The sequence below is a fragment of the Pseudomonas sp. NPDC089396 genome, assembly GCF_044749545.1.
Classification (GTDB): Bacteria; Pseudomonadota; Gammaproteobacteria; order Pseudomonadales; family Pseudomonadaceae; genus Aquipseudomonas.
Map to the genome: position 1 here is coordinate 51,706 of NZ_JBIVIC010000019.1, position 22,222 is coordinate 73,927.

At 64.5% G+C, this 22,222-nt stretch carries 22 protein-coding genes and 1 riboswitch; of the genes, 7 read left to right on the forward strand and 15 right to left on the reverse strand.

What is annotated here, in order from left to right:
- Window positions 1–4 precede the first annotated feature (4 nt).
- The 6 genes from thiL to ACIPZB_RS25390 all read left to right on the forward strand — a co-directional run bounded on the left by thiL (window position 5) and on the right by ACIPZB_RS25390 (window position 4,415).
- Complete coding sequence (thiL, locus tag ACIPZB_RS25365; protein WP_400643213.1) at window positions 5–964, forward strand: thiamine-phosphate kinase; 960 nt, start codon at window positions 5–7, stop codon at window positions 962–964.
- Entirely contained in the window at window positions 961–1,464 is a 504-nt protein-coding gene (locus ACIPZB_RS25370) for a phosphatidylglycerophosphatase A (protein WP_008092362.1), read from the forward strand. The genes thiL and ACIPZB_RS25370 overlap by 4 nt, the downstream gene beginning before the upstream one ends.
- A gap of 17 nt (window positions 1,465–1,481) precedes the next feature.
- Window positions 1,482–2,225 carry a substrate-binding periplasmic protein gene (locus ACIPZB_RS25375; protein WP_400643214.1) on the forward strand — a complete coding sequence of 248 codons (744 nt, stop codon included), beginning with the start codon at window positions 1,482–1,484 and terminating at the stop codon, window positions 2,223–2,225.
- A 344-nt stretch (window positions 2,226–2,569) separates the two neighbouring features.
- Window positions 2,570–3,187, forward strand: coding sequence for a GTP cyclohydrolase II (gene ribA / locus ACIPZB_RS25380; RefSeq protein WP_008092366.1), 618 nt, complete (start codon window positions 2,570–2,572; stop codon window positions 3,185–3,187).
- On the forward strand, window positions 3,184–3,603 hold the full coding sequence (locus ACIPZB_RS25385) for an MFS transporter (RefSeq protein WP_400643215.1): 420 nt from the start codon (window positions 3,184–3,186) through the stop codon (window positions 3,601–3,603). The genes ribA and ACIPZB_RS25385 overlap by 4 nt, the downstream gene beginning before the upstream one ends.
- Entirely contained in the window at window positions 3,603–4,415 is an 813-nt protein-coding gene (locus ACIPZB_RS25390) for a cobalamin-binding protein (RefSeq protein ID WP_400643216.1), read from the forward strand. The genes ACIPZB_RS25385 and ACIPZB_RS25390 overlap by 1 nt, the downstream gene beginning before the upstream one ends.
- On the opposite strand, the gene ACIPZB_RS25395 is transcribed toward ACIPZB_RS25390, so the two are convergent.
- The 5 genes from ACIPZB_RS25395 to ribB all read right to left on the reverse strand — a co-directional run bounded on the left by ACIPZB_RS25395 (window position 4,393) and on the right by ribB (window position 10,413).
- Window positions 4,393–6,234: a TonB-dependent receptor plug domain-containing protein gene (locus ACIPZB_RS25395; RefSeq protein WP_400643217.1), complete on the reverse strand. Its 1,842-nt coding sequence runs from the start codon at window positions 6,232–6,234 to the stop codon at window positions 4,393–4,395. The two genes, ACIPZB_RS25390 and ACIPZB_RS25395, sit on opposite strands and share 23 nt — an antisense overlap.
- A gap of 104 nt (window positions 6,235–6,338) precedes the next feature.
- On the reverse strand, window positions 6,339–8,240 hold the full coding sequence (gene dxs, locus ACIPZB_RS25400) for a 1-deoxy-D-xylulose-5-phosphate synthase (protein ID WP_400643218.1): 1,902 nt from the start codon (window positions 8,238–8,240) through the stop codon (window positions 6,339–6,341).
- A 182-nt stretch (window positions 8,241–8,422) separates the two neighbouring features.
- Window positions 8,423–9,310: a (2E,6E)-farnesyl diphosphate synthase gene (gene ispA, locus ACIPZB_RS25405; RefSeq protein ID WP_400643219.1), complete on the reverse strand. Its 888-nt coding sequence runs from the start codon at window positions 9,308–9,310 to the stop codon at window positions 8,423–8,425.
- Entirely contained in the window at window positions 9,307–9,549 is a 243-nt protein-coding gene (locus tag ACIPZB_RS25410) for an exodeoxyribonuclease VII small subunit (protein WP_008092375.1), read from the reverse strand. The genes ispA and ACIPZB_RS25410 overlap by 4 nt, the downstream gene beginning before the upstream one ends.
- A 210-nt stretch (window positions 9,550–9,759) precedes the next feature.
- Window positions 9,760–10,413, reverse strand: coding sequence for a 3,4-dihydroxy-2-butanone-4-phosphate synthase (gene ribB / locus ACIPZB_RS25415; protein ID WP_400643220.1), 654 nt, complete (start codon window positions 10,411–10,413; stop codon window positions 9,760–9,762).
- An 80-nt stretch (window positions 10,414–10,493) separates the two neighbouring features.
- A riboswitch (FMN riboswitch) is annotated at window positions 10,494–10,635 on the reverse strand.
- Window positions 10,636–10,727: 92 nt separating this feature from the next.
- Between ribB and ACIPZB_RS25420 the strand changes: the two genes are divergently transcribed.
- Window positions 10,728–11,933 carry an RtcB family protein gene (locus ACIPZB_RS25420; protein WP_400643221.1) on the forward strand — a complete coding sequence of 402 codons (1,206 nt, stop codon included), beginning with the start codon at window positions 10,728–10,730 and terminating at the stop codon, window positions 11,931–11,933.
- 110 nt (window positions 11,934–12,043) lie between these two features.
- Here ACIPZB_RS25420 and ACIPZB_RS25425 read toward each other — a convergent pair whose 3' ends face one another.
- From ACIPZB_RS25425 to eutC, 10 genes are all read right to left on the reverse strand, one after another.
- Window positions 12,044–12,934: an alpha/beta hydrolase gene (locus tag ACIPZB_RS25425; protein WP_400643222.1), complete on the reverse strand. Its 891-nt coding sequence runs from the start codon at window positions 12,932–12,934 to the stop codon at window positions 12,044–12,046.
- Window positions 12,935–12,955: 21 nt separating this feature from the next.
- A complete protein-coding gene (locus ACIPZB_RS25430; RefSeq protein WP_400643223.1) occupies window positions 12,956–15,187 on the reverse strand; it encodes a TonB-dependent siderophore receptor in 2,232 nt (743 codons plus the stop codon).
- 75 nt (window positions 15,188–15,262) lie between these two features.
- A complete protein-coding gene (locus ACIPZB_RS25435) occupies window positions 15,263–16,609 on the reverse strand; it encodes a histidine kinase sensor domain-containing protein (protein WP_400643224.1) in 1,347 nt (448 codons plus the stop codon).
- The gene (locus ACIPZB_RS25440) at window positions 16,609–17,301 is read right to left on the reverse strand and encodes a response regulator transcription factor (RefSeq protein WP_400643225.1); all 693 of its coding nucleotides are present in this window, start codon (window positions 17,299–17,301) and stop codon (window positions 16,609–16,611) included. Before ACIPZB_RS25440 ends, ACIPZB_RS25435 begins: the two co-directional genes overlap by 1 nt.
- A gap of 322 nt (window positions 17,302–17,623) precedes the next feature.
- Window positions 17,624–18,322, reverse strand: a complete 699-nt coding sequence (locus tag ACIPZB_RS25445) for a helix-turn-helix transcriptional regulator (RefSeq protein ID WP_400643226.1) — start codon at window positions 18,320–18,322, stop codon at window positions 17,624–17,626.
- A gap of 173 nt (window positions 18,323–18,495) precedes the next feature.
- Entirely contained in the window at window positions 18,496–19,023 is a 528-nt protein-coding gene (ppa, locus tag ACIPZB_RS25450; RefSeq protein ID WP_008092397.1) for an inorganic diphosphatase, read from the reverse strand.
- A 93-nt stretch (window positions 19,024–19,116) separates the two neighbouring features.
- The gene (locus tag ACIPZB_RS25455; RefSeq protein WP_400643227.1) at window positions 19,117–19,932 is read right to left on the reverse strand and encodes a zinc-dependent peptidase; all 816 of its coding nucleotides are present in this window, start codon (window positions 19,930–19,932) and stop codon (window positions 19,117–19,119) included.
- 8 nt (window positions 19,933–19,940) lie between these two features.
- Window positions 19,941–20,588 (reverse strand): DedA family protein, encoded by a 648-nt coding sequence (locus tag ACIPZB_RS25460; protein ID WP_400643228.1) that lies wholly within the window; start codon window positions 20,586–20,588, stop codon window positions 19,941–19,943.
- A gap of 240 nt (window positions 20,589–20,828) precedes the next feature.
- Window positions 20,829–21,287 carry a GNAT family N-acetyltransferase gene (locus tag ACIPZB_RS25465; RefSeq protein WP_400643229.1) on the reverse strand — a complete coding sequence of 153 codons (459 nt, stop codon included), beginning with the start codon at window positions 21,285–21,287 and terminating at the stop codon, window positions 20,829–20,831.
- 108 nt (window positions 21,288–21,395) lie between these two features.
- Window positions 21,396–22,214, reverse strand: a complete 819-nt coding sequence (gene eutC, locus ACIPZB_RS25470) for an ethanolamine ammonia-lyase subunit EutC (protein ID WP_400643230.1) — start codon at window positions 22,212–22,214, stop codon at window positions 21,396–21,398.
- Between the last annotated feature and the right edge of the window lie 8 nt (window positions 22,215–22,222).

A 22,222-nucleotide genomic window follows, 5' to 3' on the forward strand; every position in this document is an offset into this window, starting at 1 on the left:
GGCCATGGGTGAGTTCGAGCTGATCAACCATTACTTCGCCGCCGCGCCCTGTGCGCAGGGCGGCGAGGGCGTGGTGTTGGGGATCGGCGACGACTGTGCCCTGCTGGACCTTCCCCCCGGCGAGCAGCTGGCGGTGTCGACCGACACCCTGGTTGCCGGCGTGCATTTTCCCGCTGTCTGCGACCCTCGCCTGCTTGGCCAGCGCTCATTGGCCGTGGCGGTCAGCGACCTGGCGGCCATGGGCGCCGAGGCCATCGGCTTCACCCTTGCCCTGACCCTGCCTGGGGTCGGCCCGGACTGGCTCGAAGCCTACGCCGCCGGCCTCAGCCACATGGCCCAGCGTTGTCGTATCAGCCTGATTGGCGGCGACACCACCCGGGGTCCGTTGAGCATCACCGTCACTGTGTTCGGCCGCGTGCCGGCTGGCCAGGCCCTGCGCCGCAGCGGTGCCCGTCCGGGCGACCTGCTGTGTGTGGGTGGTTCGCTGGGCAAGGCGGCGGGTGCACTGCCACTGGTGCTCGGTGAGCGCGATGCGCCTGCCGAACTGGCAGAGCCGCTGCTGGCGCACTACTGGTCACCGCAGCCCCAGCTCGGCCTCGGCCAACGCTTGCGCGGCCTGGCTACGGCGGCCCTGGACATCTCTGACGGCCTGCTCGCGGACTGCGGGCATATCGCCAAGGCGTCCGGTGTCGCGCTTGAGGTGAACCTGGCGCAGGTGCCAGTGTCTCCAGTTCTAGAGGCCTTTCTCGGCCGCGAAGCCGCCGTGCAGGCGGCGCTTACTGGCGGCGATGACTATGTGCTGGCATTCACCTTGCCCCCCGAGTCGCTCGCGGCGCTGGCAGACGTCGAGGTGCATGTCGTCGGCCGCGTGCTCGAAGGCCACGGGGTGACGCTGCGTGACCCGCAGGGCCTGGACATCACCCCCGTCCAACGGGGCTATCAACACTTTAGGGAGACACCGTGACCGACCACCCCAACCAGGTGCCTGCGGAGTTCGTTCCGCCATCGGTCTGGCGCAACCCCTGGCATTTCATTGCCTTCGGCTTCGGCTCCGGCACCCTTCCCAAGGCCCCGGGCACCTGGGGTTCGATGGTGGCCATCCCGTTCATCCCGTTGTGGCAGATGTTGCCGGACTGGGGCTACTGGTTGCTGCTGGGCGTCACCATGTTGTTCGGCTTCTGGCTGTGCGGCAAAGTCGCCAATGACTTGCGCGTGCACGATCATGAAGGCATTGTCTGGGACGAGATGGTCGGCATGTGGATCACCCTATGGCTGGTGCCTGAAGGGTGGCAGTGGATCCTGGCAGGGTTCCTGATGTTCCGCTTCTTCGACATCCTCAAGCCATGGCCGATCCGCTGGATCGATCGTCATGTGCATGGCGGAGTCGGCATCATGCTCGACGATATCCTGGCTGGCGTCTTCGCCTGGCTGGGCATGCAGCTTCTGGTATGGGCGGTGGGCTGACAACAGGGAGTGCTTCGATGGCCATAAGGACTGTGCTGCTGGCAATGCTGCTTACGTTTGCGTCCTGGGTGGTGGCAGCCGAAGAGGTGCCGAAACAGATCCACCTGGTCAGTGAAGAGTGGCTCGACTACACCAATGCCGATGGAACAGGCGTGGCCTGGGATGTACTGCGCAAGGTGTTCGAGCCGGCTGGGGTCAAGGTGGTCACCCAGACCATGCCGTACAGTCGCGCGATCGGGCTGGTGAAGCGTGGCGAGGCGGATGCCTGGGTTGGCTCGTACAAGGAAGAGACCGACGACAACCTTTACCCGCGCTGGCACTTCGACATGGATCATATCTATGCCCTGGGGCTTGCCAGCAAGCCGGTGCCGAGCCATGACACGGTCGGCAGCTATCGCCTGGCCTGGGTGCGCGGTTATGACTACGCCAGCTATTTGCCCAATGTGCACACGTTCCGTGAGATCCAGCGTCGCGAAGGCATCCTGCCGATGCTCGAACATGACCGTGTGGACTTCTACATCGATGCGCAGACCGAAGTGGATTATGTACTGGGGCAGAGCTCGCAACCTGAGCGTTTTCGCCGTACACATGTAGCCGAGTTGCCGTTGTACCTGGCCTTTGCCCGCAATGAACAGGGCAGGGCTTTGCTTGACCTGTTCGACAGGCGCATGGCCGAACTGGTACGCAGTGGCGAGTTGAAGCCGATTTTCGAGCACTGGAAGCAGCCGTATCCGTTCACTCCGGACAGCAAGCCGCAATAACTGGGGTCGCTGCGCGGCCCATCGCCGGCAAGCCGGCTCCCACAGTTCAGCGCCGCTCTCAAGACCAGCGCTAAACCCACTGGTTCAGCGCCGCTCTCAATGCCAGCGCTAAACCCACAGGTTCAGCGCTGCTCTCAAGGCCAGCGCTAAACCCACAGGTTCAGCGCTGCTCTCAAGGCCAGCGCTAACCCTGTGGGAGCCGGCTTGCCGGCGATAGGGCCCGTGCAGTCAACCTAAGCATCGAACTTTTCGATCTTATGCCACGGTATTCAACGAGCGCACAGGCCCCAACCTGCTGATACAATCGCTTCACGAGAAATTTCCTACTTATCCAGGAGCACAACGTGCCCGTCGTCTTTGTTGCCGCCTCTAAACTCCCGACCCCCTTCGCGACTTTCACCATGCATGGCTTTCTCGACGAAGCCACTGGCCGTGAGCACGTAGTGCTCAGCCTGGGTGATATTGCCGACGGTGAGCCGGTGCTGGGGCGTCTGCACTCCGAGTGCCTGACTGGCGATGCCCTGTTCAGCCAGCGGTGCGACTGCGGTTCGCAGCTGGAAGCCGCCTTGCAGGCCATCGCCCGTGAAGGCCGTGGCGTGCTCTTGTACCTGCGCCAGGAAGGCCGCGGCATCGGCCTGCTGAACAAGATTCGCGCCTACGAACTGCAGGACGGTGGCGCCGACACCGTCGAAGCCAACGAGCGCCTGGGCTTTGCTGCCGACCAGCGCGACTACGCCATGTGCCTGCCGATGCTCGAACACCTGGGTGTGAAGTCGCTGCGCCTGATGACCAACAATCCGCGCAAGGTCAAAGCACTCACCGACATGAACATCAATGTCGCCGAGCGCGTTCCGCTGCACACCGGTCACAACCCCCACAACCGCTATTACCTGGCGACCAAGGCCGACAAGCTTGGCCACATGCTGGGTAGCGAACACCAGGGCGAGGTGCCCCAGGCGTGACCCGTGGCGAGGTGAAGCGGCGCCTGGCCCTGGCCTGGTGGCAATACCTGGCGGTCGGCCTGGTGCCGTTGCCGGTCATGGCCTGGGCCTTCGGTGGCGGCGATGCCCTGGTCTCGGTGCTGGCCATGCCGCTGTTCATCGCCGGTGCGGCGACCATGTTCCTCAGTCTGCCGCGCTTTGGCGCCTACAAGCGTGCCTTGATCGCCACCTCCAAGGTACTGGGCACGGCTGAAGAGCCGGCCGCCTGGATCGAGTTGGCGCGTGTGCGGCGCATGGCCATGCTGTTCGCCTGCTTCCCCGCGTGGGTCGCCGCGCTGTCGGTGCTGGTGGGGCTCGAAGCCGTGCCGCAGGTCTTGCTGGCGCTGTCCACCGTCGTGCTGCTCTACCTCTACCGCATCCCGCGTCAACTGGGCTGATGCGCGTACTCTTCTGGCTGCTGGCATTGCTGGCCAGCAGCGCCCAGGCCGGTGAGCCGTTGCGGGTCATCAGCCTTGCCCCTTCCATGACTGAAATCATGCTCGAACTGCAGGCCGACGACCTGTTGGTTGGCGTGCTCGACGGTGGCGAACGGCCGGCGGCGCTGGCCGACCTGCCTTCGGTGGGGCGCCAGGGGCAGTTGGACATGGAGCGCCTGCTCAGCCTCAAGCCGGATCTACTGCTGCTGTGGCCTTCAAGCGTGGCCCCGGCCCAGCGCGACCAGCTCAAACGCCTGGGCATCGCCACCTACAGCGCCGAACCCCATGACCTGGACCAGTTGCTCGCGCAGATCGAGGCGATTGCTGTGCAGGTCGGCCGCGCCGAGCAAGGGCGTCGCCATGCGGCGGCCCTGGGCGAGCGATTGCGGCAATTGCGCCAGCAGTATCGGCGGGCAGAGCCGCTGCGCGTGTTCTATCAGGTGTGGGACCGGCCGCTGTACACCTTGGGTGGCGGGCAGGTGGTCAGTGATGCCCTGGCAGTGTGCGGTGCGCGCAACATCTTTGCCGACCTCAGCCTGCCGGCACCGCAGGTCAGTGTCGAATCGGTGTTGTTGCGCGATCCGCAGGTGATCCTTGCGGGCAACTCGGCGCAACTGGCCAGCTGGAAGGCCTGGCCGCGCCTGAGCGCCGTGGCCGGCGAGCGCCTGCTGGTGGTGCCGGACAAGGGGCTGGAGCGGCCCAGCGGGCAGATGATCGAAGCCACCGCCCGCCTGTGCGCGCTGCTAGCGGCTAGAGCGCCGGCGTCCAGGTGACGCTGAACAGCGCCGTGCGGCCTTCTTCGCGGTAGCCGTAGTTGTTGCCCTGGTAGCTGTAGTGGGTGCGGCTGTACTGTTTGTCCAGCAGGTTATCCAGCTTCAAGTCGAACTTCAGCTCAGCGCTTGCAGCCCAACTTCCACGTAGGCCCAGCACACCGTAACCACTGATCGGGTCGGTATTGGCTTCGTCGTTGTAGCTGCTGCTTGCCGCCTGCCAGCTGGCGCCAACGCCGAAACGGTCGAACTGACGGTCGATGTCCAGGCTCACGGTGCGCCGTGCCCGGCGAGAGAGGGTATGACCGTTGTCGCGGTTGCGCGGGTCGATCAGTGCCAGGCCCAATTGCGACGTCCAGCCGTTCCATTCCTGGTCAAGGGCCATTTCGAAGCCGTTGATGCGGGCGGCCCCGACATTCTCGGGTTGCACGCTGTACTCGATCGCGTCACGCAGGTCCGTGCGATACAGCGAGGCTTCAAGCCTGCTGCTTTCGCTCAGTTGGCTGCGCCATTGCAGCTCATAACTCTTCGAGTGCTCGGGTTTGAGATCCGGGTTGTTGTAGCCGGGGAAATACAGATCGTTGAAGGTGGGCGCTCGGAAGCCTTCGCTGTACGACAGCAGTACATCGTTGGCCGCGTTGAGCGGCACCGTCAGGCTGCCACTCCAGGTGGTCTGCCCTCCGAACTGCTGATTCTCGTCGTGGCGCAGACCAAGCTCGGTAGAGAAGTGTTCGCCATGAAAGCGGTGCTGGGCGAACAGCGCGCGATTCCAACGGCTGTCCTCGGTGAAGTCGGTGCTGGCGTGGACACGGTCTTCGTACCAGTCGCCACCTAGCAGCAGGCTGTTGTGCTCATCCAGGGTCAGGTTGTTCTGCCAGGTGGCCTGGTCGCGGTACGTATTGAAGGGGAAGCTGGAATCGCTGAGCTTGTCTCGGCTGTCGTCGCGGTTCTCGCTGTGGGCCAGTTCGAACCGTGTGTTCCACGCCTCGGTGATCTGCGCATCCAGGTAGCTGCCGATGCTGCTGACGGAGAAGTTCGAGTAGGGCTCTTGCGGGCTGAATCCGCGTGGCTCGTCGTACTCGTGTCGGCCACTGCTGTCGAGCATGTTCAGACCCGCCTCAAAGCGTTCGCCAAAGGTATGGCTCAGGCTCAGGTTGAACGACTTGTTGCGATAGGCGTCATGGTCGCCGTCGCTGGCAAAGGATGGCCCGGTCGAGTCGATGCCGTCAGTTTCATCAAGGCTCGCGCCGAGGTTGAAGCGAGTCGCGCCGTTACCGCCTGAAAGCCCCAGGCTGCGTTGGAACGTCTGGTTGCTGCCTGCTGCCAGGCGCAGGCGCGGCTGCAGGTTCTGGCCATCGCCACGGCGGGTGAAAATCTGGATGACCCCGCCGATGGCATCGCTGCCATAGATCGCCGAACGCGAACCGCGCAGCACTTCGACGCGTTCGATCTGGTCGATGTCGAGAAACTGCAGGCCGCTGTCGCCGGAGGTGGCATTGGCAATGCGCACGCCATCGACCAGCACCAGGCTCTGGGCGGCCTTGGTGCCACGGATGAAGATCCCTGGCAGGCTGCCACGGCCACCGGTGGGTGCGACCTGTACACCCGGCACTCGGGTGAGCAGGTCGGTGACGCTACTGGGCTGCAGGCGGTCGATGTCGCTGCGGGTGAACACGGTGTTGGCGGCGCTGGTGGCGGTGCGTGACTCGACCTGGCGGTTGGCGCTGATCAGCACATCGGGGAGCTTCAGGGCGTCATCGCGTTCAGCGGCCAGCAGGGGGATAGGTAGGCAGAGCAGGGTGGTAAAGGTCGAGATCTTCATCGAGGCTTCCAAAGCAATCGCCGGCAAGCCGGCTCCCACAGGTACACCACAAGTTTCGAAGACTGTGGTGTACCTGTGGGAGCCGGCTTGCCGGCGATAGGGTATTATAGGCCCAGCTTGGCCATGCGCGCCGTTACTGAAGCCTCGATCCCGGCAGCATCCAGCCCGCACTCGGCCAGCATCTGCGCCGGCTTGGCGTGCTCGACGTAGATGTCCGGCAGGCCCAGGTGCAGCAGTGGCTTGACCACGGCCTGGCTGGCCAGGAACTCGCCCACGGCAGCGCCAGCACCGCCCATGATGGCGTTCTCTTCGATGGTCACCAGCAACTCATGGCTGCCCGCCAGTTCCAGCACCAGGGCCTCATCCAGCGGTTTGACGAAACGCATGTCGACCACCGTGGCGTCGATGCGCTCGGCTACTTCGAGGGCTTCGGCCAACTGCACGCCAAACACCAGCAGGGCGACTTTTTCACCCTGGCGACGGACCACGCCCTTGCCAATTTCCAGCGGGTCCAGATCGCCGCTGATCGGCGCGTTAGGGCCGGTACCGCGCGGGTAGCGCACGGCCGCCGGGCCGTTGTACAGGTGGCCGGTGCTGAGCATCTTGCGCAGTTCGTTTTCGTCGCTCGGGGTCATCACCAGCATGCCGGGGATGCAGCGCAGGTACGACAGGTCGTAGCTGCCGGCATGGGTCGGGCCGTCTTCGCCGACCAGACCGGCACGGTCGATGGCGAACAGCACGTCGAGGTTCTGCACCGCCACATCGTGGATCAGCTGGTCGTAGGCGCGCTGCAGGAAGGTCGAGTAGATCGCCACCACCGGCTTGCTGCCTTCGCAGGCCATGCCCGCGGCGAGGGTGACGGCGTGCTGCTCGGCGATCGCCACGTCGAAGTAACGTTGCGGGAAGCGTTCGCTGAAGGCGACCAGGTCGGAGCCTTCCTTCATCGCCGGGGTGATGCCCACCAGGCGATTGTCGGCGGCGGCCATGTCGCACAGCCACTGGCCGAACACCGCGGAGTATTTCGGCCCGCTGGCTTTCTTCGGCTTCGGCGCGGCCGGCTTGTCGGCAGGTTCGAGCTTGGTGATGGCGTGGTAACCGATCGGGTCGATCTCGGCCGGGGCGAAGCCCTTGCCCTTCTTGGTCACCACGTGCAGGAACTGCGGGCCCTTGAGGTCACGCATGTTGCGCAGGGTGGCGATCATGGTTGGCAGGTCATGGCCATCGATCGGGCCGATGTAGTTCCAGCCCAGTTCCTCGAACAGGGTGCCGGGGGCCAGCATGCCCTTGGCGTATTCCTCGGTGCGGCGAGCGATTTCCCAGGCACCCGGCAGGCGCGACAGCACTTTCTTGCTGCCTTCGCGCATGCTCGAGTAGGTGCGACTGGAGAGGATCTTGGCCAGGTAATTGGACAAGCCGCCGACATTGCGCGAAATCGACATGTCGTTGTCGTTGAGGATCACCAGCATGTCGGCATCGACTTCCTGGGCGTGGTTCAACGCCTCGAAGGCCATGCCGGCGGTGAGCGCGCCGTCGCCGATCACCGCGATCGATTTGCGTGCGCTGTTCTGCAGCCGGGCGGCAATGGCCATGCCCAGTGCGGCGCTGATCGAGGTGCTGGAGTGGCCGACACCAAAGGTGTCGTACTCGCTTTCGCTGCGGCGCGGGAAGGCGGCGATGCCGTCCTTCTGGCGCAGGGTCAGCATACGGTTGCGCCGGCCGGTGAGGATCTTGTGCGGATAGGCCTGGTGGCCGACGTCCCACACCAGACGGTCGTCCGGGGTGTCGAACACATAGTGCAGGGCGATCGTCAGCTCGATGACGCCCAGGCCGGCGCCGAAATGCCCACCGGTCTGACCAACGGTATAGAGCAACTCCTGGCGCAATTCGTCGGCCAGGGTCTCCAGGTCGGCTTCGGCCAACCGGCGCAGGCCGGCGGGCGTGTCAGCGCGGTCGAGCAACGGCGTGACCGGGCGTTCGCGGGGGATCTCTTGAAACGTCGTGGGCATCAGGCGAGTCGTTATGGATGTTTAAGACGCGGCAGTTTACCCCATTGTGGGAAATACTGCCCATTCAGACGGGTGGGGGAATGGGGCTGCTTTGCAGCCCATCGCCGGCAAGCCGGCTCCCACAGGTTCTCTGTTGTCTGTGGGAGCCGGCTTGCCGGCGATGGGCCGCAAAGCGGCCCCAATCAATGACGCCGCTCGACAATATAGCGAGCCAACGCCCGCAGCGGCTCGGCGTTTTCGCCAAACCCTTCGAGTGCGAACAGCGCCTGGTCGCGCAGTTCGATCGCATAGGCCTTGGCCGCCTCCAGCCCGAGCAGTGCCGGGTAGGTCGGTTTGTCACGGGCGACGTCAGCACCCTGGCGCTTGCCGAGGGTCGCGGTGTCGCTTTCCACGTCGAGGATATCGTCCTGCACCTGGAACGCCAGGCCGATTGCCTGGGCATAGGTCTGCAGGGCATCCAGCTGCGGCTGTTCGGCACGGCCGCTGGCCAGGGCGCCGAGGCGCACGCTGGCCTCGATCAGCGCACCGGTCTTGTGCCGGTGCATGTATTCCAGGGCCTGCTGGTCCAGTTTCAAACCCACCGAACCCAGGTCGATGGCCTGGCCACCGACCATGCCGGCAGGGCCTGCGGCCTTGGCCAGGGCCTGGACCATGGCCAGGCGGATGGCTTCGGACTGCGGGCTCAGGCGTGGGTCCAGCAGGGCACTGAAAGCCAGGCTTTGCAAGCCGTCACCGGCGAGGATCGCGCAGGCTTCGTCGAAGGCCTTGTGGGTGGTCGGCTGGCCACGGCGCAGGTCGTCGTCGTCCATGGCCGGCAGGTCGTCATGCACCAATGAATAGGCATGGATCAGCTCCACCGCGCAGGCAGCGCCATTGGCCTGGTCGGCCGGTGCGCCCAAAGCTTCGCAGGCCGCGTAGGCCAGCAGCGGGCGTACGCGTTTGCCGCCATTCATGACGCTGTAGCGCATGGCGGCATACAGCCGCTCCAGCTCTTTGGCGGGGGCGACGAACAGGGGTTCGAGCGCGGCATCGACACGGGCCTGGCTGCTGGCCTGGTAAGCACTGATCATGCTTCTGGCTCCGCGTCGAAGGGCTGCGCGGCAAGCTCGCCGTCACGCTCCAGGAGGATTTGCACTTTTTGCTCGGCCTGGGCCAGGGCGCCCTGGCAATCGCGCGTCAGGGCGATGCCTTGCTCGAAGGCGGCCAGCGAGTCTTCCAGCGACAACTCGCCGTTCTCCAGGCGCTCGACCAGGGCTTGCAGGTCGGCGAGGGATTGCTCGAAATCGATGGAGGCTTTTTTGCGGGCCATGGCGATGGGTCTCGGTGGCTGGTCAGAACGGCGCGACACTAGCAGAGCGGGGCGGGGGGAGCAAACTTGAGGCGCTCTGGGGGGTGGATTCACTGGCCTCATCGCCGGCAAGCCGGCTCCCACAGATACCCCACAATACTGGATGCCTGTGCTGTACCTGTGGGAGCCGGCTTGCCGGCGAATGGGCCGCAAAGCGGCCCCGGCAGTACATCAGGCTAGAACAGCTTCTTCCCGTTCCACCATCGTCTCGCGATACCGCGCCAGCTCTTCAATGGTCAGCACCGGCAAATTGTACTGCCGCGCATACACCGCCACCTGCTCGCCCCGGGCCATGCTGCCGTCCGGGTTCATCAGCTCGCACAGCACTGCCGCCGGCCGCAACCCCGCCAGGCGCGCCAGGTCTACCGAACCTTCGGTATGCCCACGACGGGTCAGCACCCCGCCATTGCGCGCGCGCAGCGGGAACACGTGCCCCGGGCTGACGATATGGCGCTGTTCGGCAGTCGAACGCAACGCCGCTTCGATGGTGGTGATGCGGTCCTGTGCCGAAACGCCGGTGCTCACGCCCTCGGCAGCCTCGATGGTCACGGTGAAGCCGGTGCCATGCCGCGCCTGGTTGTTCTGCACCATCGGCGCCAGTTGCAGGGCATCGACGGTGGCCTCGTCCAGGCACAGGCAGACGATGCCGCTGCAGTCGCGGATCATCATGGCCATGGTCTGTAGCGAGAGGTTTTCTGCGGCGGCCACGATGTCCGCTTCGTCCTCGCGATCGTCATCGTCGAGCAGCAGCACGGGGCGCCCGGCCTGGAAGGCGGCGATGGCGGCGGACACATTGGGGAATTGCGAGTGGTACTGGGTGGACATGAAACGCTCCTCGTGAATGATCGATGAACGTCTCGGGGCGAACAAAATGCGCGCGCAGGGGCGCCCGAATGGCCCCTGCCTGACGCCTTCTTTCATCCGGACTATGACCGTCGGCTCTGGAGTCGCACCAGATCTGCTGACCCCCGGCATGGCCGGGGCGCTCGCGGGCTCATCTTTCGATTTACCGCCGGTGGGGACTTTCACCCCGCCCTGAAGACCGGCCAAGCATACCGCACAGTGCCACCCCGCTGGCAACCCGCCGGCCTACGACCTTCGGCGGTATCATGGCGCCATGGCCTTACTGGAACAGCCCCATGGACATTCTCCAAGCCGCCGGCGGCAAGCCGGTCAAACTCTGGACCGACGGTGTGCCGGTCGAAGACGAAGCGCGCCGCCAGCTGCTCAACACGGCGCAGCTGCCGTTCATCTTCAAGCACCTGGCGGTGATGCCCGACGTGCACCTGGGCAAGGGTTCGACCATCGGCAGCGTGATCCCCACTGTGGGCGCGATCATCCCGGCGGCCGTGGGCGTCGATATCGGCTGCGGGATGATCGCCGCACGGACGTCGCTGCATGCCCGCGACCTGCCGGACAATCTGCACGGCCTGCGCACAGCCATTGAACACGCCGTGCCCCATGGCAAGACCTTTGGCCGCCACGACCAGGGCGCCTGGGACAATGTGCCGGGCAGCGCGGACAAGGCCTGGGGCCAGCTAGCCGGGCGCTTCAAAGCCATTACCGACAAGTATCCCCGGCTGGAGAAAACCAACAACCGCCATCATCTGGGCACCCTGGGCGGCGGCAATCACTTCATCGAAGTCTGCCTGGATGAAGCCGACCGGGTGTGGTTCATGCTGCACAGCGGCTCACGAGGTGTCGGCAATGCCATCGGCAACCTGTTCATCGAACTGGCCCAGGCAGACATGCGTCAGCACCTGGCCAACCTGCCGGACAAGGACCTGGCGTACTTCGAAGAGGGCAGCCGCCATTTCGCCGATTATGTTCAGGCCGTCGAATGGGCGCAGGACTTCGCCCGGCATAACCGCGAGCTGATGATGCGGGCGGTGGTCGCGGCGGCGCGCAAGGTGCTGGGCAAGCCTTTCGAGGCCAGCCTGGAGGCGGTCGACTGCCACCACAACTACGTGCAGCGTGAGCAGCATTTCGGGCGTGAGGTGCTGGTCACGCGCAAAGGGGCGGTGTCGGCGCAGAAGGGGCAGCTGGGCATCATCCCCGGCTCGATGGGGGCCAAGAGCTTCATCGTGCGGGGGTTGGGGAATGAGGAGGCGTTCTGTTCGTGCAGCCACGGTGCCGGCAGGGTGATGAGCCGGACCAAGGCCAAGAGTCGCTTTAGCGTGGAAGACCAGCGGCGCGCGACGGCGCATGTGGAGTGCCGCAAGGACAAGGAAGTGATCGATGAGATTCCCATGGCGTACAAGGACATCGATGCGGTGATGCGGGCGCAGCGGGAGCTGGTGGAGGTGGTGCACACGCTGCGGCAGGTGGTTTGTGTGAAGGGGTGACTGTGCGGGCCCTATCGCCGGCAAGCCGGCTCCCACAGGGATTGTGCTGATCTCACGGTTTGCGCTGTACCTGTGGGAGCCGGCTTGCCGGCGATAGGGCCGGTACAGGCCTACCGCGACATGTCCTCGATCACCTTTCTCAGCGAAGCCGGCAACATCGGCCCATGCCCCAGCCCCTCGAACCGCTCGAAGCGCACCTGCAACCCCTGCACCTTGGCCAGATCCGCCGCCAGCTCCCGCGCTGGCCGTTCCACATCGCCTTTCACCGGCGCACGCGGATTCGACGGTTCCTCACCGCCACGCATCAACAACAATGTCGGGCGGCTGTCCCCCAGGCGTTGCTGTAACCCCTGCGCCTCGCGAACGATGGCCCCGTCATGCCACCACAACGAAGGGCTGGCCGCCGCGTAGTCGCTGAATGCCCCAGGCCGGGTGAACAGCGCATGCAGCACCGCCAGCCCCCCATAGGAATGCCCCCACAGCGTCTGGCGTTGCAGGTCGATCGGCGCCACCCCGGCCACCCTCGGCCGCATGCGCTGGGTCAGCAGATCGAGGAACGCATCCACGCCACCACTGGGCTGCCCGGTCAGCGGATCGCGCTGCTCGGTTTGCCCAGGCAGCGCCGGGGTGTAGTCATAGGTGCGCCCGGTCCGCTCGATACGTTGCTCGGTCTGGTAACCCACCGCCACCAGCAGCGGCGCCTGACCGTCGGCGAGTCGCTGCAACTGCGCGCGGTCCAGCGCACCCAGCGCGGCATTGCCGTCGAGCATCCACAGCACCGGATAGCCAGCGGCAGGTGCCGGGCGGTCCGGCTTGCCGATCCACAACCGGTAATGACGCTGGCCATCGACCGAGTCCAGGTCGAGCTGGCTGAAGCGGTAGGCCAGGTCCTGGCGCTGCAGCAGTGAGGTGTCCATCTTCTGCTCGCGCTCCGGCTGCGCCTGGGCGGCCGGGGCGGTGAGGGCCAGTGCCATGGCCAGGTACAGGGGCATCTTGCTCATCAGGCAATACTCGTCATGGCGTCAGAACGACGCGGTCAGGCTGGTGTACAGGGTGCGCCCCGGTTCGTTGTAGGTGGCGGCGCCGGCACCTTCGATGCCGTTCACGCCCTGGGCATTGCCGGCACGGAACAGGCGCTTGTCGAACAGGTTGTCGATGCCGGCGGTCAGGCTGAGGTTCTTGCTGATCGCATAGGTGCCGCTGGCGCCAACCAGGGCATAGGGCGCCAGCTGGTCATTCGACGAACCGGTGACCCGCTCGCCGTGGTAGTCGTACTTCTTCGGCTTCTGCTTACCGTACCAGGCCACGCTCAACTGCAGCGAAAGGTCATCGTTGGCTTGCCAGTCGAGCATCGAGTTGAGGGTGTAGGCCGGGGTCACCGACAGGGTCTCGCCGGTTTCCTTGTTCTTCGACTGCAGCATGTAGGTGAGGTTGTTGGTCCACTGCAACTGCTCGGTCAGCGGGATGGTCAGGGTGCCTTCCAGGCCCTCGACCACGGCCTTGGGGATGTTCTCCCACTGGTAGATCGCGGCGTTGGCGTAGCTGCCGCTGCCGCCGCTGGCGTTGCCGATCGGGCTCAGGCCGGAGTCGATCTTGTTCTTGTAGTCGTTGCGAAAGTAGGTCAGGCCAGCGACCCAGCCGTCACGCTGGTACTCGATGCCCAGTTCCTTGTTGATGCTGGTCTCGGCTTCAAGGTTCTCGTTGCCTTGCAGGTAGCAGCTGGTGCTCTGCCCATAGCAGCCCTGGCCGCGGCTGTAGAGCAGGTAGTCGGGGTTGAGCTGGTACAGGTTCGGCGCCTTGTAGGCACGGGCGATGCCAGCTTTCAGGGTGAGGGTCTCGGTCAGTGCGTGGGACAGGTTGAGCGATGGGCTCCAGTTGTCGCCAACGATGCTGTGGTGGTCGAAGCGCAGGGCCGGGGTGAGCATGGTCCCGGGCATCAGCTCGATGTTGTCTTCGGCGAACAGCGAGAAGATCTGCGCTTGCGAACTGGTGTCGCGACCGCTGCTGGCCAAACCGTCGACGCCGCCGCCCTCGCTGGTGCTCTGGGTGTTGGCACTGGGGTCGTCGAGCTTTTGCTGGGTCCATTCGCTGCCCAGGGTCAGGGTCTGGTCGCGCCAGGCGTGCAGCGGCAGGTTCAGCTCACCGTGGGCCGTCAGGTCGCGCAGGGTCGAGGTGTAGAAATCGGTGCTGCTGAAGATCCCTTCGGTGCCGCCGGCCAGACCTTCGTTGATCCGCTGGTTGCGGGTTTTTTCATATTGCAGGTAGGCCATGCTGCTGCCGAAGTCCCAGTCGCCGCGATGGGTGAGGGCGAAGTTCTCGCGGTAGAGAATGTTGGTCTCCTTGCCCAGCATGCTTTTCACGTTGGCGTTGGAGTTGGTGTTCTGGGTATCGCCGGTGTAGAGGTTGCCCTGGCGGCTGAAGCCGGCCTCGAATTCCAGGGTTTGCTCAGGCGTCAGGTGCCAGCTCAGCAAGCCATTGACGTCCTTGTTGCGCACGCCCTCGCGGCCGGCGGGCAAGGTGCCGGCCTGGTTGCCGGTGCGCTCGGATTCATGGCCGGCGTTGATGTCCCAGTCATCCGAGTCGGTCTTGGCGACGTTGCCGTACACGCGGTAGCTGAGGGTGTCGGTGAGCGGGCCGTTGAGGCCGAAGCTCACGCGCTTGGTGGCGCCTTCGTCACCGTGCTCGGGAAAGTTCTGGTAAACGGTCATGTTGCCGTGGGTTTCGCCAGAGGCCTGCTTGGTGATGATGTTGACCACCCCGCCCATGGCCCCGGAGCCATAGCGGGCCGCGGCCGGGCCACGGATCACTTCGATGCGCTCCACCTGGTCGGCCGGCACCCAGTTGGTATCACCCCGCGAGTCACGCTCGCCGCGCCAGCCGTAGCGCACCGAACTGCGGCTGCTCACCGGCTTGCCATCGACCAGGATCAGGGTGTTTTCCGGGCCCATGCCGCGGATGTCGATCTGCCGGTTGTTGCCGCGCTGGCCGCTGGTGGAGTTGCCGGTCAGGTTGACCCCCGGCATGGTGCGGATGATCTGCGAGAGGTCATTGGCCGGCGGGCGTTTCTTGATGTCCTCGGCGGTGATGATCGACACGCCCGGCGCCTGCTTGGTTTCTTCCAGTGCAGTGGCCACCACGTTCTGGCTTTCCAGCTCGATGGGCGCAGGCTGATCGGTGGCGGCCTGCACGGCGCTGCTCAGCAGGCAGCTGGACAGCAGCAGGAAGGGGGCGAAAGAAAGCGGGCGGGGCGACATCATCGATCTCCGGAACAGCGAGCGGAAGGCAAGAGATCGTGGATGATAATTACTCTTAATTGAGAGTAAAGCGCATTAACTTTCTAAACATTTGCCGGCACTGGGCAGCAACAGGTGCAGGCACAGGCCCGGATGGCCATTGCTGGCCCACAGCTTGCCGCCTTGCAGCTCGATGGCCCGGCGGGCGATGGCCAGACCCAGGCCGAAACCGGCGCCGCTGTCAGCCAAGCGTTGGTAGGGTTGGAAAATGCGTTCCAGCTCATCGTGGGGCACGCCGGGGCCCTGGTCGCTCAGGCGCAGATGCCAGCAATCGCCCTCGCGCCAGCCGTCCAGGCAGACCCGGCCACCGCCCGGCGAATGGCGGATGGCGTTGCGCAGCAGGTTCTCCAGCGCCTGGGCCAGGCTGTCGAGATGGGCCTGCACCACGCAGTCGGTGCCCAGCGAGCAAGGGAGGCGTGTGCGGTCCCAGCCGCTTTCGAAACAGCTGTCCTGGCTCAATGCCTCCCAGACCGACAGCACCAGCACCGGCTCGGTGGCGAGCTGCGGTTGTTCGGTGTCCATCCAGGCCAGGTCGAGGGTGTCTTCCAGCAGTTTCTGCATGTCGTCCACTTCACGGTCCAGGCGCTCGCGCAGCTGCGCGGGCGGCAGGTCGCTGTCGTGGGCGATGCGCAGGCGGGCCAGGGGCGTGCGCAGCTCATGGGACAAGGTGCGCAGCAACAGGCGTTGCTGCTCCAGGCTCTGGCGCAGGCGGGCAGCCATGTGCTCGAAGGCCTGGGCCAGTTCGCCCAGCTCGTCGCGGCGCCTCTGCAAGGGCAGGCCAGGGCTCTCCAGGTCGTCGGCGCGCAGGGCGTCGGCGCGGTCGCGCAGGCGGTTCAGCGGCGCTACCAGATGGCGATACAGGGCCAGACCCATCAGCAGGGCGAGCAGCGCAGGGGCGACGCCGTGGGTGATGACGTGGGTCCATGGAGTGAGGCCCGTGGGTAGCAGGTGCTCGGGTAACTGGATGACCAGGCGACCTTCCTCCGGGTGCTCGGGGAAGGCGATGCTGACGTAGGGCAGTTCGTCCTGCAGGCGCCGGCTCATGGGCCAGTCGAGCTTGCGCATGAAGGTCAGGTGGCTGGCCTCCTCGGCGCTCAGTGGCGTGCTGCCGAGGCTTTCCAGGCGCGGGCCGATCAGTGCCACCCAGGTGTCCTCGGCGCGTTCGAGCTGGCGACGATAGGCTTCGGCGCCCGTTGCACCGCCGCTGTGCCAGGCGTCTTCGGCCTGTTGTGCGTAACGCGCGAGAGAGTCCTGGTCGGCGGGGGAAAGGAAATAGGTACTGCGCTCCACCGACAGCCCCCAGGTCCAGATCAGCCAGGTCAGCAACAGGCAGAAGCCAACTTGCAGCAGCGCCAGCTTCCACAGCAGGGGATGACGACGCATCAGCAATCTTCCGTGTTCACCAGAATGTAACCTTGGCCGCGCACGGCCTGGATCTGCAGGTGCTGGGCGCCGATGTCGGTGAGCTTGCGGCGCAGGTTGCAGACATGCACATCGAGGCCGCGATCCAGGCGGGTATAGGCCCGGTGCAATACGGTCTGGTAGAGAAATGCCTTGCTCAGCGCTTCGCCGGGGTGCGCGTGGAGGGTGGTCAGCAAGCGGAATTCGGAGCCGGTAAGGCCAGCGCCCTGGTCTTGGTAGAGGGCGTCCTGGCGCTCTTGATCGAGGGTCACCGAGCCCTGGCGGCCTGACGTGGCGGGCAAGCGGTCAAGGGCCACCCGGCGCAACAGCGCATCGACGCGGGCATTGAGCTCGGCGAGGCTGAAGGGCTTGGGCAGGTAATCGTCAGCGCCTCGGGTGAAGCCACTGATGCGATCCTGTTCGGCCCCCAGCGCCGACATCAGCATCACCGGCACGGCCTGCTGGCGGCGCAGTTCGTCGAGCAGGCTGAGGCCGTCGATGCCGGGCAGCATGATGTCCAGCAACACCAGGTCGAAGCGCGCTTGCTGCATGGCGTTCAGGGCCTGGGTGCCGGAGGCGCAGGCGTGGACGAGGAAACCACGGTTGCAGAAATGCTGTTCCAGGTCCTGGCGCAGGCGCTGGTCGTCTTCGGCGAGGAGAAGCTTGGTGGGCACGGCAGGAGCCTTGAATGAGAATTCGTATCAAATACGAATCATCCCACTGCGTGCGCTGATGGGCAAGCATGGCCGGGGTGTGTTTTGCAGGCATTAAAAAGCCGGCTTGTGGCCGGCTTCTCGGGGACGGCTCCGGCTAATTTATGGTAAGCCGCAACCGCCTTAACTGTGTGGCCATGAAAGGCCTGAAAGAGATAGCAAGCGCTCGTATGGATCGCTGCCGAGCCCTCTGGATCGCGGCTTGTGCCGGCCTGGGCTTGATGTGCGGCGTAGCATACAGAGGCTTGCGCAGGATGCCCAGCAAAAAATGGCACAGGGTGTTTCAACCGGGCCGTCGTTGGCGGTAATGCGACCAGTGGAACACCCAGCCGAGGATTTCCAGGCGTTGGTCCTGGCGTTGGGCGCGGGTGTAGCGCTCTACGGGGTAGTTGTGCCGGTCACTGCTGTGCAGGCACAAGGTGCCGTTCTGGCCGCTGCTGAGGCTGTTCACCCTGAGTGCGCCGTTATGCAGCAGGGCATAAGTCTCTCCGTCGACAACACTGGTCTGGCTCAAGTCGATGGCCAGGATCGCGTTACTGGGTATCCACGGCGCCATGTTGCTGGCTGGCATGGCCAGGCTCACGGCATTGCCTGGCGCGATGCCGAGCGCTTTGAGTGCTTTGGCGGGCAGGCGCAGGCAGTGTCCGTCAAGGGCGACGAGTCGGCCTTCGCTCACCTCGTGAAAGGGTAGGTGTAACAGCCGGCTATCGTGTTTCGACAGAGAACGGGTCGAAACGGGCTCGGACTCGGAGGCGTCAACCCGCAGGATCGAACTGGGGTGCTTGGGGCCTTCGCCGCAGCGCAACCAGCGCCTGTGGACACAGAACAGGTCGGCGATTTCGTCGAGGCGAGCAAGGGGAACGCCGCGTCGGAACCAGTTGTTGACGTGCTGGGGCGTGACACGACGCTGCGCAGCGAAGTCGGAAGGGGTCAGGCCGCATTCTTGGAGCAGGGCCTTTAGGCGGTCACCGGAAGTTTTCATGAGGCCGAGTCTAACGGCCAGCTCTCGGTAGGGAAATGAACGCGATGTTGATGGAAAATGTGCGAAAAGAGCGTGTTTGTAGGAAGTTGGCGTAGGACGTTGTAGGACTTTTTACCGTCCAGCCGACACCCACAAAAAACCCCGCCGAAGCGGGGTTTTTGTTGCAGTCGCTATCAGCCCTTGTAGGCAGCAACCGACTTGGTGATCGCGGCGCGGGCGGCGTCGGCGCCTTCCCAGCCTTCGATCTTGACCCACTTGCCCTTTTCGAGATCTTTGTAGTTCTCGAAGAAGTGCTCGATCTGCTGGATCAGCAGCGCCGGCAGATCGGTGTATTCCTTCACGTCGACGTACAGCTGCGACAGTTTGTCGTGCGGTACGGCGATGACCTTGGCGTCGCCGCCGCCGTCGTCGGTCATGTTCAGGATGCCGACCGGACGGGCACGGATGACCGAGCCAGGGGCAACTGGGTATGGGGTCACGACCAGCACGTCCAGCGGATCACCGTCGTCGGCCAGGGTGTTGGGGATGAAACCGTAGTTGGCCGGGTAGAACATCGGGGTGGCCATGAAGCGGTCGACGAACAGGGTGTCGCTGTCCTTGTCGATTTCGTACTTGATCGGCGCGTGGTTGGCCGGGATCTCGATGGCGACGTAGATGTCGTTCGGCAGGTCTTTGCCAGCCGGAATCTTGCTGTAGCTCATTGGGCAGTGCCCCCGTGTTTGATCAAAAAAGTGGCGGCGATTATAGGCACATTCCGCCAGGCCATGCCACGCCCGACCTGATGCGCGGGCGCTTCAGGCGTGGCTTTCGCGGTAGTCGGGGTGTTCGTTCTGCAACTGCGTGAGGCGCGCCAGCGGGTCCTGACGGTAGAACAGCGACAACTGCTGGTACACCTGTGGATAAGCCTGCTGCAGCAAGTCGGGAGCGCTGAAGAAGTATTCGCTGGAAACAGCGAAGAACTCCGCCGGGTTTTCCGCCGCGTAGGGGTCGATGGCCGTGTGCGCGTCGGGGTTGGCATCCAGCTGGTGGTTGAGGTCGTCGTAGGCCTGCTGCATGGTGAGGGCCCAGTCCTCGACGCGCATGTCGCTGTGCAGAGGGGGCAGGCCGTTGGCGTCGCCATTGAGCATGTCGAGCTTGTGCGCCAGCTCATGGATCACCAGGTTGTAGGCCTCCCAGCCGCCGCTGGTCAGCACCCCGGCCCAGGCCATGATCACCGGGCCTTGTTGCCAGGCTTCGCCGCTGTGCTCGGCATCCCAGACATGCTCCACGCCGCTGGCGTCGCGGTGGCGCTGGGGGCTCTTGAAGTCGTCGGGGTAAAGGATGATCTCGTGGAAGCCCTGGTACCAGTTCAGCTCGCCCAGGTGCAGCAGCGGCAGCTGGGCCTGGGCGGCAAGGAACAGGCGCTGTTCGTCGTCAAGCTCGACGCCGGGCAGGGTAGTCAGGTGCTTGTCGAGCAGAAACAGGATGCACGCCTCGCGCAGCCAACGGTCCTCGGTATCGCTGATGCCGTCGAGCATGGGCAGGCGTTCGCGAACCGCCTGCCATTGACGAGGCTCGATCGGGTAGCGCGCCAGGGTGCGCTTGCGCCGCCAGGCGCTGAATGACCACATGTGCGCTGTCAGTGGGCTTTGGCCGTGCGGCTCAGGCGGCCACGCAGCAAGCCCAGGACCATCGGGAACAGCGACAGGAAGATGATGCCGACGACCATCAGCGACAGGTGTTGCTTGATGAACGGCACGTTGCCAAAGAAGTAGCCCAAGGTCACCAGTCCGCAGACCCACAGGATTGAACCTGCGACGCTGAAGGCCAGGAAGCGCGGGTAGTGCATGTGGGCGATGCCGGCGACGAACGGCGCGAAGGTGCGCAGGATCGGCAGGAAACGCGCCAGGGTCACGGTCTTGCCGCCGTGGCGTTCGTAGAATTCGTGGGTGCGCTGCAGGTAATCGCGGCGGAAGATCTTCGAATTGGGGTTGTTGAACAGTCGCTCACCCGCTGTGCGACCGATCACGTAGTTGGTGCTGTCACCCAGGATCGCCGCAGCCATCAGCAGCCCAGCCAGCAACACCGGGTCCATGCCGCCGCCAGCGGCTACCGCACCGGCGATGAACAGCAGCGAATCGCCAGGCAGGAACGGCATCACCACCAGGCCGGTTTCGCAAAAGATCACCGTGAACAGGATGGCGTAGATCCAGGGGCCGTAATTGGTGACCAGCAGATCGAGGTAGGCATCGAGATGCAGGATAAGGTCCAGCGGGTTGAAATCCATGTACAGCACCTGTGTTCTTGACCCGCAGCTGCTACGGGCGCGCGGACCTGCGGGAGGGTAATTTTTCACACATGTCAGGAGGACGCATTATACGGCTAAGTCGGAGTCGTGCCCGGGGAGTTTGTAGCGGGGGGTTACCGGCCCTATCGCCGGCAAGCCGGCTCCCACAGGACCCCCACTGATTTCGAGAGCAGTGCAATACCTGTGGGAGCCGGCTTGCCGGCGATAGGGCCATAAAGGTCAATCGTAGGTGATAGGCAAGATGTAGCTCTCGAACTCGGTATCCTTGCGAAAGCCTATGGATTCATACGTCATGCGTGCCACCTCGTTATTGGCACTGGTCGACACCCGCATGCGCACCGACTGGGTGCCCTTGGCCATTTTCTTGGCCTCGCGCATCAGGTGGTCGGCCACCAGCATGCGCCGCGAGTCTTCGGCCACGAAGATGTCGTTGAGAATCCATACCCGCTTGAGCGACAGCGACGAGAAGCTCGGGTACAGCTGGCAGAAACCCAGCAATTTACCGTCGTCATCATCCGGCAAGGCCAGGTAGATGACCGATTCGTCATGCTTGAGGCGTTTTTCCAGGAAGCTGCGCGAGCTGTCCGGATAGGGGAGCTGCCCATAGAACTCGCGGTATCTGACAAACAGCGGAGTGAGCAGGTCGAGGTGTTCCAGGCTTGCCTTGATGATGCGCATGTGTGGCCCTCAGAGTCCATTTGGGGAAACAGCGGAATGCCAGCAACTCTCAAACGCATGCTGCCCAATGCAGGCTAGAAGTGCAATCCGCCATCCGTGACATGTTTTTTACCCTTCGCCGAGCAGAAAGTTACCTTTTTGATTGCGGTTGTTGTCATTTTCGAGGGTATGGACCTGTGCTTCATCCTTCAGATTCACCCCGGACAGCTGCCGGCGGCAGGCCTCGCGCATCAGGTAGAGCAGGCGGTGGGCGGCCATGCCGTAGCTCAGGCCCTCCAGGCGTACGTTGGAAATGCAGTTGCGGTAGGCGTCGGTCAGGCCGACCTTGGGCCCATAGGTGAAGTACAGGCCAAGGCTGTCGGGGGAGCTCAATCCGGGCCGTTCGCCGATCAGCATGACCGTCATGCGGGCGCCGAGCAGTTCGCCCACCTCATCGGCCACGGCCACACGGCCTTGCTCCACCAGCACTACCGGGGCGCTGGTCCAGCCATCGGCCGCCGCCTGTTCTTCGAAACGGCTCAGAAACGGCAGGGTATGGCGATGCACGGCCAAGGCCGAGAGGCCATCGGCGACCACGATCGCCAGGTCGAAGCCGGCTGGGTTGGCCTGGGCATGCTGGCGCAGGCGTTCGATCGAGTCTTCGTTCAAGCGTCGGCCGAGGTCGGGGCGCTGCAGATACTGGTTACGGTCGCTGGCGGCACTGTGCAGCAGCAGGCTGTCGCGCCCCCGGTCCTTCAATTGCTCGGCCAGCGCCGCGTGGTCGAATGGCAGGTGCACGGCGTCACGGGCCTGGGCGTGGGCGAACTGGAAGTCCAGCTGGGCGCTGGTCGGCAGGCTGATGCCGCTGCGGCCCAGGGCGATGCGGGCCGGCGTCAGGTTGCGCAAGGCCAGCCAGGGGTTTTCGGGAGTGGGCGTACGATGGTCCATGGTCACCT

Excerpts from the sequence above, each read along its gene's own strand:
- ACIPZB_RS25410 (WP_008092375.1), bottom strand. The coding sequence starts at position 9,549 with ATGGCCCGCAAAAAAGCCTCCATCGATTTCGAGCAATCCCTCGCCGAC.
- ACIPZB_RS25465 (WP_400643229.1), bottom strand. The coding sequence starts at position 21,287 with ATGCGCATCATCAAGGCAAGCCTGGAACACCTCGACCTGCTCACTCCG.
- ppa (WP_008092397.1), bottom strand. The coding sequence starts at position 19,023 with ATGAGCTACAGCAAGATTCCGGCTGGCAAAGACCTGCCGAACGACATC.
- thiL (WP_400643213.1), top strand. The coding sequence starts at position 5 with ATGGGTGAGTTCGAGCTGATCAACCATTACTTCGCCGCCGCGCCCTGT.
- ACIPZB_RS25455 (WP_400643227.1), bottom strand. The coding sequence starts at position 19,932 with ATGTGGTCATTCAGCGCCTGGCGGCGCAAGCGCACCCTGGCGCGCTAC.
- ACIPZB_RS25395 (WP_400643217.1), bottom strand. The coding sequence starts at position 6,234 with ATGAAGATCTCGACCTTTACCACCCTGCTCTGCCTACCTATCCCCCTG.
- ispA (WP_400643219.1), bottom strand. The coding sequence starts at position 9,310 with ATGATCAGTGCTTACCAGGCCAGCAGCCAGGCCCGTGTCGATGCCGCG.
- ribB (WP_400643220.1), bottom strand. The coding sequence starts at position 10,413 with ATGTCCACCCAGTACCACTCGCAATTCCCCAATGTGTCCGCCGCCATC.
- ACIPZB_RS25375 (WP_400643214.1), top strand. The coding sequence starts at position 1,482 with ATGGCCATAAGGACTGTGCTGCTGGCAATGCTGCTTACGTTTGCGTCC.
- ACIPZB_RS25390 (WP_400643216.1), top strand. The coding sequence starts at position 3,603 with ATGCGCGTACTCTTCTGGCTGCTGGCATTGCTGGCCAGCAGCGCCCAG.
- ACIPZB_RS25430 (WP_400643223.1), bottom strand. The coding sequence starts at position 15,187 with ATGTCGCCCCGCCCGCTTTCTTTCGCCCCCTTCCTGCTGCTGTCCAGC.
- ACIPZB_RS25420 (WP_400643221.1), top strand. The coding sequence starts at position 10,728 with ATGGACATTCTCCAAGCCGCCGGCGGCAAGCCGGTCAAACTCTGGACC.
- ACIPZB_RS25460 (WP_400643228.1), bottom strand. The coding sequence starts at position 20,588 with ATGGATTTCAACCCGCTGGACCTTATCCTGCATCTCGATGCCTACCTC.
- eutC (WP_400643230.1), bottom strand. The coding sequence starts at position 22,214 with ATGGACCATCGTACGCCCACTCCCGAAAACCCCTGGCTGGCCTTGCGC.
- dxs (WP_400643218.1), bottom strand. The coding sequence starts at position 8,240 with ATGCCCACGACGTTTCAAGAGATCCCCCGCGAACGCCCGGTCACGCCG.
- ACIPZB_RS25425 (WP_400643222.1), bottom strand. The coding sequence starts at position 12,934 with ATGAGCAAGATGCCCCTGTACCTGGCCATGGCACTGGCCCTCACCGCC.
- ACIPZB_RS25435 (WP_400643224.1), bottom strand. The coding sequence starts at position 16,609 with ATGCGTCGTCATCCCCTGCTGTGGAAGCTGGCGCTGCTGCAAGTTGGC.
- ACIPZB_RS25445 (WP_400643226.1), bottom strand. The coding sequence starts at position 18,322 with ATGAAAACTTCCGGTGACCGCCTAAAGGCCCTGCTCCAAGAATGCGGC.